This window comes from Paenibacillus sp. Z6-24 (genome assembly GCF_054161335.1).
The window spans coordinates 4,632,229-4,644,914 of sequence record NZ_CP096398.1; the positions used below are offsets into that span (position 1 = coordinate 4,632,229).

Annotated in this window: 11 protein-coding genes; 4 read left to right on the top strand and 7 right to left on the bottom strand. The window is 48.8% G+C overall.

The features are described from left to right. Positions 1 to 51: 51 nt before the first annotated feature. Entirely contained in the window at positions 52 to 3,063 is a 3,012-nt protein-coding gene (locus M1D61_RS20085; RefSeq protein WP_458120334.1) for an ATP-binding protein, read from the bottom strand. Then, positions 3,063 to 3,452 carry a response regulator transcription factor gene (locus M1D61_RS20090; protein ID WP_458122568.1) on the bottom strand — a complete coding sequence of 130 codons (390 nt, stop codon included), beginning with the start codon at positions 3,450 to 3,452 and terminating at the stop codon, positions 3,063 to 3,065. Before M1D61_RS20090 ends, M1D61_RS20085 begins: the two co-directional genes overlap by 1 nt. Positions 3,453 to 4,060: 608 nt before the next feature. On the opposite strand from M1D61_RS20090, the gene M1D61_RS20095 reads away from it, so the two are divergent. Next, complete coding sequence (locus M1D61_RS20095) at positions 4,061 to 4,561, top strand: CcdC family protein (protein ID WP_458120335.1); 501 nt, start codon at positions 4,061 to 4,063, stop codon at positions 4,559 to 4,561. A 292-nt stretch (positions 4,562 to 4,853) separates the two neighbouring features. Here the strand turns inward: M1D61_RS20095 and M1D61_RS20100 are convergent, their stop codons facing one another. Beyond that, positions 4,854 to 5,870, bottom strand: coding sequence for an NADP-dependent oxidoreductase (locus M1D61_RS20100; RefSeq protein ID WP_458120336.1), 1,017 nt, complete (start codon positions 5,868 to 5,870; stop codon positions 4,854 to 4,856). Between the two features lie 511 nt (positions 5,871 to 6,381). On the opposite strand from M1D61_RS20100, the gene M1D61_RS20105 reads away from it, so the two are divergent. Together M1D61_RS20105 and M1D61_RS20110 are read left to right on the top strand one after the other, a co-directional pair. Then, the gene (locus M1D61_RS20105) at positions 6,382 to 7,338 is read left to right on the top strand and encodes an L-lactate dehydrogenase (RefSeq protein ID WP_458120337.1); all 957 of its coding nucleotides are present in this window, start codon (positions 6,382 to 6,384) and stop codon (positions 7,336 to 7,338) included. Positions 7,339 to 7,600: 262 nt separating this feature from the next. Further along, positions 7,601 to 7,993, top strand: a complete 393-nt coding sequence (locus M1D61_RS20110) for a hypothetical protein (RefSeq protein ID WP_458120338.1) — start codon at positions 7,601 to 7,603, stop codon at positions 7,991 to 7,993. A 141-nt stretch (positions 7,994 to 8,134) separates the two neighbouring features. Here the strand turns inward: M1D61_RS20110 and M1D61_RS20115 are convergent, their stop codons facing one another. The 3 genes from M1D61_RS20115 to M1D61_RS20125 form a co-directional block, all read right to left on the bottom strand. Next, positions 8,135 to 8,581 carry a universal stress protein gene (locus tag M1D61_RS20115; protein WP_458120339.1) on the bottom strand — a complete coding sequence of 149 codons (447 nt, stop codon included), beginning with the start codon at positions 8,579 to 8,581 and terminating at the stop codon, positions 8,135 to 8,137. Between the two features lie 371 nt (positions 8,582 to 8,952). Then, positions 8,953 to 10,167: an MFS transporter gene (locus M1D61_RS20120; protein WP_046213740.1), complete on the bottom strand. Its 1,215-nt coding sequence runs from the start codon at positions 10,165 to 10,167 to the stop codon at positions 8,953 to 8,955. Between the two features lie 202 nt (positions 10,168 to 10,369). After that, the gene (locus M1D61_RS20125) at positions 10,370 to 10,804 is read right to left on the bottom strand and encodes a MerR family transcriptional regulator (protein ID WP_458122569.1); all 435 of its coding nucleotides are present in this window, start codon (positions 10,802 to 10,804) and stop codon (positions 10,370 to 10,372) included. Positions 10,805 to 11,119: 315 nt separating this feature from the next. Between M1D61_RS20125 and M1D61_RS20130 the strand changes: the two genes are divergently transcribed. Then, complete coding sequence (locus tag M1D61_RS20130; protein WP_458120340.1) at positions 11,120 to 11,359, top strand: hypothetical protein; 240 nt, start codon at positions 11,120 to 11,122, stop codon at positions 11,357 to 11,359. Positions 11,360 to 11,612: 253 nt separating this feature from the next. Here M1D61_RS20130 and gnd read toward each other — a convergent pair whose 3' ends face one another. After that, the gene (gene gnd / locus M1D61_RS20135; protein ID WP_046213742.1) at positions 11,613 to 12,512 is read right to left on the bottom strand and encodes a phosphogluconate dehydrogenase (NAD(+)-dependent, decarboxylating); all 900 of its coding nucleotides are present in this window, start codon (positions 12,510 to 12,512) and stop codon (positions 11,613 to 11,615) included. Between the last annotated feature and the right edge of the window lie 174 nt (positions 12,513 to 12,686).

Genomic DNA, 12,686 nt, shown 5'->3' on the forward strand with positions numbered 1-12,686 from the left:
ATCCGGAGTTAGTTTTCTTTTACTGTTTCATTACCCATCTTAGCAGGAATATCAGTCTTCTTCACCGAGCAAATCCACGCTGATGAAGTCTTCATTCACCTGCATTTGAGCGGCATGCAGCCCGTTTTTTTTCAATGCCGATTGGATCACCTGCTCATTGTGCCCGGCGATCACCACATCGGCTGTATGAGTTCCACTCTGGATCAGTGTCATACCCAGCTCTTTCATGCGCTCGACGGTAAATGGCTTTTGCAAATATTTCTCATTCGGCTTCTCGGCAAAATCACCTGGCTGATCCAGCGCCGACGAGATAATGACCGGTACATGTCGGCTTGCTTCCCGGCTTTTCAGCATACTGATAAATTCCCACCCGTTGCGGGAGCCTGAAAGCTGAATATCGACGATGCACAGCAGCGGCGCCTGCTCGCTCTGCTCTAGACTGAGCATGGCCGCTTCGGCAGTATGGAGCGACAAAATATCATAATGCTGTTCTTCAAAAGTCGCCCGGATTAGCCCGGATAGATTATCATCGTCCTCGATAATAACTACCTTGTTGCCAAGCTGAGGAATATGGTATTTGGGGAGCCGAACAGAAAATGTACTGCCTTCACCCAGACGGGAGTCAAACGTCACCTCTCCGCCCAGATCGCGCACAATTTCCCGTACGATCGCCAGTCCCAATCCGGTCCCCCCGATTTGGCGGCGATCCGAATTATCGACCCGGTAAAATTTGCCGAACATTTTGTCTCTGGCTTCATCCGGTATGCCGAGTCCGTAATCCTGCACCTCTGCGATCCAGTCGGTTCCTCCGTCGCTGATACGCACATCAATCAGCGGTTGACCTGGTGAATACTTGACCGCATTGCTGATCAGATTATGCATCACCTGGGTGATCCGGTCTGCATCACCTTCGACAAAGCAGGATGCTGCCGGCAGTTCGATCCGTACCTGATGCTCCTGCTTGCCATCCCATTGTCTGGCCACATCATGTACGACCGTTCTCAGGTCAAATGGCACCCGCGTATAACTCTGCTTGCCGGATTCCATCCGCTGCAGATCCAGAAAATCACTGATCAGATTAGAGAGCCGGTTCGCCTCGCGATGAATCGTCTCCATATATTTGCGTGATTTCTCGGGCTTTACTTCACGGTGCAGCAGAATCTCCACAAAGCCGAGAATGCTCGCCAGCGGCGTGCGCAGCTCATGGGAGACAATGCTAACAAACTCATTTTTCATCTGATCTGCCTGCTCTTCCTCAGTACGGTCACGGAAGACGAGCAGATAATACTCCTTCATGTCTACGCCTGTAATCGTATTGATATACAGCTCCAGATAATAGATGGAACCGTCACGTCCCTGAAGCGAGAACTGGGTTTTCCAGTCGTCGGCAGGACTCAGAATCGCCTGCTGAATCTGCTCGCTCAGATTCTCCGTATGCACGCTGTGTGTATCCAAATAATCTCCGAGAGACGCAATACTCGCACCGGTCTTCAAATCCGGAAGCACCTGGCTCACCTGCTTATTGGAAAAGGACACCGTGCCCTCCCGGTCGCATAATACGAGTCCTTCATACAGCGAATCAATAATCTCCTGAATAGCGTCACGCTGCTGCCGGATCATCAGCTTTTCTACTTCCAACTCGGCATTCAGTTCTTCCAGCCGGATGCTCTGCTTGAGACGTTCTTCCCCAGCCAGCTGGGCCTGATACGCCATACCAAACTGGTTAATCAGTCCCTCTGTCAGCATTTTGTCGTGAATCTGTACAGCTGCACTTCCATAGCTGGTCAGCAGCAGAAATCCGATCACCTGCATCTGATCGTCATAAAGAGGATAATAGTGGTCATCCGCACGCTCATATCCGCGGTGAATACCGCGTTCTTCACCGCTCAGTACCCGGCTGCGTACGATCGGCTTCTTTTCTTCTATAACCTGCAGAGCCGGTCCGAATAATGTAGTTTCAGCAGTCTGTTTCACATCTTCCGGCCATCCGAGAGTATGAATGGCATGAAAAGTCGAATCTTCCTGTCCCGATTGAACAACGAGCATCAATGCATCATGATGGGTGGCTTGCAGCAGTGCCCGCAGACTGTTCTCCAGAAATGCATTCATCGTCATGAAACCGTTCAGCTTTTCCTGATACGAGTTAATCAGCTGCAGTTGGCGCTCACGGTCGGTCAGCTTTGCCAAAATGACTTCCTGCTCATACTGCTGCACCAGAATCTCTTCATTTTGCGCTTCCAGTTCATCATGCTGCTCGGCCATCTGACGCAAATTTCTTTCCAGTTCGTGATGACGCTCCCTTAACTGATCGTTCATATGGTTAATGCCAACCATCAGTCCGCCAATCTCATCGTTATTAATTCGTTGATCCAGCCGTATATCTTCCCCCTGGCTAATGCGCCGGACAGCGGATTCCATCTGTATAACCGGTTTGACGATCAATTCACGCAGATAGCGAATCAGCAGCAGCGCTGCCCCCAATCCCAATACGATAAACACAAGCGGGATAAACAGCACCAGCGAATTGAGCTGCTGACTCTGCTGCATCAGCAGATTAACTTGATCTCGTTCGCTGGTAATCAGCCGCTCCATTTCTTCATTAACGACACCGACCAGTGCGGTCGTCGTCTGGGACATCCTCTCAATCTCCGCCTGGCTGTCCTCCTGCTTCATTTGTTGAATGGCTGGAAAGTAACTGAAATACTCTTCGCTGTGCTGCACCAGTTCATCCAGCTGCTGCGCCATACTGGTCGTATGGCTGAGCTGTGTACGATAATCCTCCAGTTCACTCCGGAAGCTGTCCCGATCGGTACGGGCAGCCGTCAGAAAGTCTTGCCGGCCATACGCCAGGTACGCAAGGAAATTCGATACTGTGGAACGATAATCTTCGCCCATTTTCTGAAGCCGATTCTGCTGATCCAGATGATAGTTGATCTGACCCGTAATCTGGGAGACCTGCTGCTTAAACGTCCATTCCACAGCAAATACGATCAATCCGAAAATCAAAAAAACGACAATCGTCCACCGGGCAATTCGGCGCGCCAATCCCCCGCGGGTCTGCATCAGTTATTCCCCGCAGCGTCAGGCAGCAGTTCCTCTACCGCATCCAGCAGCTGCAATGGACTGAATGGCTTGGAAATATAAAGCGTAACCCCTGCCTGCTCTGCCCGAATCCGGTCTTTTTCCTGTGCCTTGGCGGTCAGTAGAACGACCGGCTTGTCCGCATTAACACTATCGCTGGCACGCAGCCATTCGCACACCTCGATTCCTGTCGCTTCGGGCATCATATAATCGAGAATAATCAGGTCATATGGCTGATCAGCCAGCTTCTCCCGTGCAAGCCCTCCATCTTCGGCTTCTGTAACCTGATACCCTTCGTCTTCAAGTGTCTCCAGCAGCAGGAATCGCAGCGCAGGCTCATCCTCGGCAATTAAAATACGAAATGATGACATCATCTGTTCCTCCCTGTATATTGAATATGGTGAAATGTACATTTTACTACCTGATAATAATTAACAATAAATGGACTAATTTAAAAACAATAGTAATTTAATCTTACCATAGTTGTAGCGTCCTGCTGAGTTCTGTTCATGGAATAAATCCATTTTGGATACATCGACTTCCGTGTCGCTGCAAGTATTGGAGAGAGCGCTCCGCCTAACCAGCGCCGGACAAAAGAATAGACTTTCAATTTTATGTCGGTTATAACGATGAATATACCAATAGGTCCTGAAGCTTAATCTGCAACTACATTCCCCTACTACTGTGTCAGGAAAATGGGCAGCGGATCTAACTTATGTACGGATGCCCGGCTCCTGTGGATTAGCCCGATATTACAGGTTCTGCTGTCCGGTATTTACTTTTCGGGAGATGTTCACGTTTGCCGGGTTCTACAATGCGATTAATCACCAAAATATGATATAATAACAAAGTATTTCACTTTACAGTTAGCGTCTGTTATGGCTGAATGCTTACCGTTCTTCCAACTGAGAGTCGTACAGCAAAAATATCGCATATTTACAAAATAACTTACATTCAGGAGAGGGGTTTGTCCTTTATCATGTTACAATTCAGTCCCTCCTTTTTACAGATAGGCTCTACCGTCGGTCTGCTCGTTATCGCCCTGACCGCCATTCTCGTACGTTCCCGAACGAACCACCGACCTGTTAATGTCAAAAAGATTCTGATTCCGCCGCTTGGCATGAGCACCGGATTTTTTATGTTTGTTGTGCCTGACTTCCGCGTATCATGGCTGTGGGTACTCGGTGCGTTTCTCGCAGGCTGGTTTATTTTCTCGTATCCGCTGATTCGCGGTACCCGGTTCGAGCATAACGGCACCGATGTGGTTGTACAGCGTTCCAAAAGCTTCCTGTTTATTCTGATCGGGCTGCTGCTGATTCGTCTGCTGCTGCACCGGTTTATCGAGAATTACATTACTATTCCGCAGACGGCAGGTGTGTTCTTTATCCTTGCTTTTGGTACCCTGCTGCACTGGCGGCTCGATATGTTCCGCAAATACCGCAAAATTACCGCAGCTGCGGATTCCAAGCCTACGGTATAAATAAAATCATGATGCTGCATCGAGTGTTTTCGCAAAGATGTATAAGTACCTTTGATGCTCATCCTTTTAATCTTCTGTGTCTCTGTCAGCAGCACATATAACAGCAAAAAAGCTAACCGCCTGGTAATGGTGGTTAGCTTTTTTGCTGTTATTTTGCGGCTTACTTTTTCATTTTATAAACCATGTGGCAAAGTGAGCGCTTTTACCTTTTCGTATCCCATGAGTTGGGCAATCCCTTTACCAAACGGCACCATCCTCTGCCGTCCAGCAGCATATCGATAAGGTTGGTCTTTTACTCTTCTGCTACTTTGACCAGCTGCTTACCCAGGTTCTCGCCGGTGAACAGTCCGAGGAATGCTTCCGGAATACGGTCGAATCCTTCGACGATATTCTCTTTGTATTTGAGCTTGCCTTCACGGACCCATTGTCCCAGCTCCTGCAGCGCCTGTACATTCTCATCGGCATAATCGCCGACCAGGAAGCCTTTGAGCAGCACGGTGCGAGTCAGCAAGGCCGGCAGAATGCGCGGTCCCATCTCCGGATTTTCCTGATTATACAGGGAAATCTGTCCGCACAGCGGAATACGTGCATTACGGTTCAGCTGCTCGATTACCGCATCGGTAATGTCCCCGCCCACATTTTCAAAGTACACGTCGATGCCATCCGGGCATGCTTTTTGCAGCGCTTCGCGAATCGGCTGATCGGTCTTGTAGTTGATTACTTCGTCGAATCCCAGCTCTTCCTTAAGATAGCGGTTCTTCTCATCCGAACCGGAGATACCGACGACCCGTGCGCCCTTGATCTTGCCGATCTGTCCGGCGATCATACCGACCGCACCGCCTGCACCGGATACGACCATCGTCTCGCCCGGCTGGGGATTCCCGATACGCAGTGTGCCGTAATAAGCCGTCAGTCCGGTCATGCCGAGTACACCAAGGGCTGTCGTGATCGGTGCCAGCTCCGGATCGACTTTGCGCTGACCATTGCCATCGACGATCGCATAACGTTGCCAGCCCCAGCCGCCTGCGATAATATCACCTTCCTTGTAGTCCGGGTGCTTGCTGCTGAGCACTTTGCCGACCGAACCGCCGGTAATCGGTTCTCCGATCTGGAATGGAGCGGCATAGGATTTGGCATCTTTCATCCGTCCGCGCATATACGGATCGACAGATACATACAGTGTCTTCACGAGCAGCTGCCCATCTTCCGGACTGCTCAATTCAGCCTTGTTAAACGAAAAGTTCTCCATCTCAGGTGTTCCCTGCGGACGACTCGCCAGTGCAATATATTCATTTTGTTCTTCAGCCATAAGTAATTCCTCCCATAAATTAAGTATTCCGATCCAAAAGACTATTATGCATTATAATCTGCATGCCCGATTATTCCTGCAGATGCAGCACAATCGGCATGGCACTTCTATTATTACCCTTCCTACCTGAAATTAAGATGAAATCAGCCAATTTATCCTACAAATTTCCGATAAGTCTCCTGCAGCCAGATTCCAGCTTTGCAATTTCTGCTGCCGAACTTCTGTGCATGAATTTCATTTTCTCCCGCTGTCCGATTCAGCAAAGAAGGTAGATTGTTCGCCTTTGATATGTATTTTCAGATATATAAAAGGGGGAAACGATATATTTCCGCTCTATAAGTTAATTATTGTGACATATTTCCTTATTATCATTCTGATAAAAGTATGTATAATAGTAGATATGGAAAGTTAATTAACATTCGAATTGAAGCAATCATTCTAACCAAGCACAGTATTCACCGGCACGTCCGGGAAATACTTTAATATTATGAATACAGGAGGGCTGTACAGCGTGGGAAAAAAGAACAGAAAAGTAGCCATTGTCGGCGTAGGAATGGTCGGAGCGGGATGTGCCTATTCCATGATCAACCAGTCGATTGCCGATGAGATTATGATGGTGGGACGCACCCACGAGAAAGCAGTCGCTCAGGCGCTGGATCTCTCGCACTGTATGGACTTTACGTCTCATCGAACCAAAGTGTATGCAGGCACACTGAATGACTGTGGCGATATGGATATCGTCATTATTACAGCCGGGCCCAATCCCAAGCCGGGCCAGGACCGCATGACCCTTCTGCATGAAGCTGCAATGATCGTACGCGAGATTACCGATCCGATCATGGCAAGCGGGTTTGACGGTATCTTTATCATTGCCGCCAATCCGGTTGATGTGGTCACTTACCTGACATGGCAGTACTCCGGTCTGCCAAGAGAACGCATTATTGGTACAGGCACATCCATTGACTCTTCCCGTCTCAAGACGATTCTGTCTGATGTGTTCTCGATTGATCCGCGCAGCGTACACGGCTATGTACTCGGCGAGCATGGCGAATCCCAATTTGTCGCCTGGTCACATGTCACGATCGGCGGCAAGCCGCTGCTGCATATTATGGAGCAGCATGCCCAGCGCTTCCCCGAGCTCAGTCTCGACGATGTGGCACTTAAGACACGGGATGCCGGCTGGGAGATCTTCACCCGCAAAGGCCATACCCAGTTCGGCATCGGCAACGCGCTCGCCCATATCGCCCGCTCGATTCTGTATGATGAGCACCGGATTATTGCCGTATCTGCGATCCTCGACGGTGAGTATGGTGAACAAAATGTATGTGCAGGCGTACCCGCTATCATTTCCGGAGAAGGTATTCAGGAAATCATTGAGCTGCGATTGGAAGAAAACGAACAGCGCCAGTTCCATCATTCCTGCCAGGTGATCCGCTCTGCCATTGAGCAGGTACAGGTAATGGTGTAAAGAATGCAGCGATATAGGCTCACAAGACCCAGCGATTTATAGGTATTGTCTATGAACTTATAGGCACATAGCGATCATATGGATATACAGAACCCGGGTAGTTAAACCGGGTTCTTTTTGTTTCAGTATCTTGCTTTCATTATTACTCTGTATCCCGCTTGGCTCAATGTTGAAGGCTGCAAGAACCATAACATTGAATAAGCTAATGGGTTGGGCTATGCTGGAATATAATCATCAACCTTTTGGAAAAGGAGATCGCACTGTGCATCCACTGATCAAACATTATTTATGGGTTACACTGCTAACTTCGGTCATTGTTCCTACCCTGCTCTTGATTATGGATCGAGATTCGGATACGGATCTGATTCATTTCGGCTGGGAAGACCTCATCGGAATAGTCATCTTCGCGGTGATGACCAGCTGGAGTTTTATTCTGATCGGTGGAGGCCTGTTATCTGCGCTGCTTCGTTATTTTGTAGCAAAACGGCTGGTACTGCCCCTTTTTCTGGCTATTGCACTGGTTCTATATGTAGTGTCTGTCCTGACTGTACTGGACATACAAATTCTGTCGGTTTATATAGCCGTATTTGGACTGTTTGATGTACTGCTATATAGAAATAAAGACCAACGGCTACAAAAAAGCACCGATACATGACTATAATGTACCGGTGCTTTGCCATTTATCATATTCCCTCTTCAAAAAGGCCGGACCAATCTCATCCACTCAAAAAAGTCCTAATATCTACGCGATAATACAGGATTTCATATCCTCTTTCGTACGTTCTTATCCGTTCTCTTACTTCACCGTCATGACCGGACAATGAGCATGCTGAATCACCTTGTGACTCACGCTGCCCAGGAACAGCTCGGATACCGCACTTTTCCCGCGTGTACCCATAATGATCAGATCCATCTTTTCATCGTTGGCAGCATCACAGATCACAGTCGCCGGATCACCGGTGTGATAGCGCACCTCATACTGTACGCCTGTCGTATCCAGATACGCACGATAAGGCTCGGTCATCGCATGACCTTCTTCATCCAGACGCTCATCCACATCCACCCCGAGCGGCGGCTCCGCTACCATCATGACCGGATTCACATGCAGCACGGTCAGACGTGGTGCGATCTGCAGCCCTTTCGCCAGCTGCACCGCATGTTCCAATGCACGCTGCGCATGCTCGGAACCATCAACTGCCACCAGTATACGCTGATACGCTGAACTACCCTGTACTTCTGCCATGATCTGTTCCTCCATTTCATCTATTTGATACCTGTCAGTCCACTATATACTCCATATACAGCCTTAACTTTTTTTCCAATGCTCCATATCCTTACTCATAGAATCTTCCTTTGGAGCTTCTTTTAATTATTTTCCAACTCTTCTTTAAATCTCTTAACACTTTCAGGTCTTTTAACTCTTTCAGTTCTTTAAGGTCTTTTACCCTGCTCCAATCCAAGCTTCCCGCACCAAGCGGAGCAAAGAGAATTCTGCCAATGACCGACATTTAAGCAGGGAGATCGACCGCCATGCGGTCATTCCAGATCTCCCTGCTTAACCGGAGGGAATGGCAGAATCTCTTTGCGCAGCGGATGATGCAAGCACACCCCAAATTAATGCCCGTGCGACACATCAATTCCCGCCAGATGACGACGACGCACCGCCAGCACGATTACCGCCACGAGCACCATCGCACCGCCAAAGTAAAATGGAGTCGCCGAGTTGTACCATTCTGCCAGTTTACCTGCCAGGAATGGCGATACCGCACCACCGAGGAAGCGGACAAAGCTGTATGCTGCCGAAGCAACCGAACGCTCGACCGGAGCCGATTCCATCACCGCTGTAGTGATCAGCGTATTATTGATACCGAGGAAAATACCGGCGACGATAACACCGATAATGACCAGCGTTGGCGAACCAGTCGCTGCGCCCAGACCCATAAATACCAGATCCAGTGCAAACAGGGTCAGCATAACGCCCATCGAACCGGCCAGGTTAAAGCGAGCCTGCAGCTTCGGTGCCACGAATACGGAAGTGATCGCCAGCAGCATCCCCCAACCGAAGAACACATAACCAAGACCGTGCTCATCCAGTCCCATGACATAAGGGGAATAAGCCATCAGGGTGAAGAAACCAAAGTTATACAGGAAAGCGACAATCGCCAGCGTTTTCAGCGCCGGGAATTTCAGTGCGCGGAACGGGTCCGCCAGCGTGCTGCGTGTTTTTGGTTTGGGAATCTTGGGCAGCATGAACAGAATGAAGAAAAAGCCGATCAGCATCAGTACACTGACACCGAAGAACGGGCCGCGCCATGAAATGGAACCCAGCTCACCACCCAGCAGCGGGCCGACCGAGATACCGAGTCCAAGTGCAGCTTCATACAAAATGATCGCTTTGGCTGTACCGGAAGTGGACAGTCCAACGATAGCAGACAGCGCGGTTGCGATGAACAGTGCATTACCAAGTCCCCAACCACCACGGAAACCGACGATCTGACCGATCGTATCCGAATATCCACCGAGTGCCGAGAAGATGATGATCAGCAGCACACCGGTTAACAATGTCCATTTAATACCGATCCGGCTGGATACGACGCCAGTGATCAGCATAGCCAGACCGGTTACCAGATTGTAGCTGGTGAACAGCAGAGACACCTGACTTGGTGTCGCGTTCAGTTGACTCGCGATCGCTGGCAAAATAGGGTCAACCAATCCAAGACCCATAAATGAAATAACACAGGCAAAAGCAACGGCCCATACGGCTTTGGGCTGGGATAATAATCCGCCCTGCTGTGGCAGCTGCTTTGCAGTTGCTGGTTTACTACTCATAATGAAAAACTCCTCCTTGATTGTGCTGATTCACACCAAAATTATTTTATTGTTTTGCTAAGTATTTAGAGACAAAAGGAAAGACCGGCTCCATCGAATATCCGGTATGTGTAAAGAATGAACTGTAATGTGAATCTATTGACATATTCACCGATCTGCAGAAATGGATTCAACCCTCTTGCAAATTACAAATCAAACCGTCTTAGCTGTCCGTTTCCCGGCTCAGCCTCGCCAGACCTTCACGTACCTGTTCACGCAGCTGCTCCGCTTCATCCTTGAATGAATGAATGGTGCGAATCTTCTCTTGCATCATCGCCAGCTGCTCGCCGAGCGTACGATCAATCTGTTCCAGCTGGTGTCTGCGCTGCTCATCATCGGTAATGCTCCGGTAACGCTCACGCTGTCCTCTTAGCATCTCGACAACTTCGATATACCGCTGCAGTTCCTGCAGCGAAAATCCGAGCACATCACGCGCGCTGATGATTTTCTTGAGCCGCTCGATATCTTCACGTGTATACAGCCGGGTGTTGCCATCGCTCCGCTGCGGTGACACCAATCCGATCTCTTCATAATAGCGAAGTGTACGTTTGGTCAGATTGCATTCCGTTGCCACTTCATCAATCTTGTAAAGAGTTATTGTGTCCACCTTCTTTATTTAAATATTTACATATCTTATATGAATATAATAGTACTATCTCACGTTAACGTCAACGTCATTTGAGAAATAAATCTGTTTTTTCAGAAAAAAAAGAAAATAGGCGCTTTGATATCCATTTACAGATTTGTCGAAAATGAACGGCATTCTCTCAAAGACTGCCCGGGTATACACTTCCTTTTATGTACCCTTAGGCAGGCTGTGCGCTTTATATTTGGTTTCCTTGCCGCAGGTATGCTATGGTGGTGAAGACAGTTATGGAATTGAATGACAAATTCCTATAAACAGGAGGAACCCATGAATATTCTGAAATCACAAGCTTATATCGAACTGAGCATTGCCAGCTGGGAAAATACGTCACTCGGTGCCACACTCGCCGAGATCGTCCGTCGTCAGAGACAGTATCAGAATGATTATGTAGAAGTTCATCAGGTCGTGGAATTGTTCAAAACCGAGGAGACAGCGGATTTTCTGGTCATTCTGAATGTGATCCGTGATATGGATAATCCCGGCGATCCTGTTCCGCAGGAGACCTGATTACACAGTACACTCATGTATCTGCGGTGGTCATATCCTCGCACTATTAAACACATGCCGATCAACCATATACAGGTATAGAACGACCTACAGGCATCACAAAAAGCCTCTGTACGCAGGAAGATATCTCTTCACTGGTACAGAGGCTTTGTTATATAACGGCGCAGAAGTCAAAACCCATATGGGCCGGCTATGACCGGCAAGGATGCCCTTCTTTACTCCGTCATATATTCAAATCTGGGTTGCTGCAATCTTACTTGCTTGCTTTCTCAACAGCGTGGCCGCCAAATTCGTTACGCAGAGCAGCTACGACTTTACCTGTAAATGTATCGTTATCCAGAGAACGATAGCGCATCAGCAGGGACAGCGCGATAACCGGAGTTGCCATTTGCAGATCCATCGCTTCTTCAACGGTCCATTTACCTTCACCGGAAGAATGCATGATGCCCTGGATTTCTTCCAGACGTCCGTCTTTGGCAAATGCATTTTCAGTCAGTTCCATCAGCCAGGAGCGGATAACGGAACCGTTGTTCCATACGCGTGCCACTTTTTCATAGTTGAAGTCGTATGGGCTCTTCTCCAGAACTTCGAAGCCTTCACCGATTGCTGCCATCATACCGTACTCAATACCGTTGTGGACCATTTTCAGGTAGTGACCGCTACCGGCTTCACCAGCATACAGGTAGCCGTTCTCTACAGCTGTATCGCGGAAGATCGGTTCTACGATTTCCCAAGCTTCTTTGTCGCCACCAACCATGTAGCAAGCGCCGTTACGAGCACCGCTCATGCCGCCGGAAGTACCTGCGTCCATGTAACGGATACCGCTTTTTTTCATTTCGTTGTAGCGGCGGATCGATTCTTTGTAGTGGGAGTTCCCTGCTTCGATCACGATATCGTTCTCGGACAGCAGCGGAGCTACTTCAGCCAGTACGGAATCAACGACGCCGTGAGGTACCATTACCCATACCACGCGCGGTGCTTCCAGTTTGCCGACCATTTCAGCGATGGTGTCTGCACCCTGTGCGCCCATGCCGGACAGTTCTTTTACCGCTTCTTTGTTCAGGTCAAATGCAACCACTTCATGATTGTGGTCCATCAGGTTTTGTCCCAGATTCATACCCATTTTGCCTAAGCCAATCAGTCCGATTTTCATTGTATAGTCCTCCGTGTTGTTGGGGATTGGTATCCCTCTTTTTTTGGTCGTACTCTCTATCCACTGCGGCAAGTATATAACACTCACCCCGGACGCTTGTTCCTACGTCCGAATCTATTACCGCCTTGTGCATGGAGACACAAAGCGGTTTGACAAAGCCGGAATCCGGCTCTG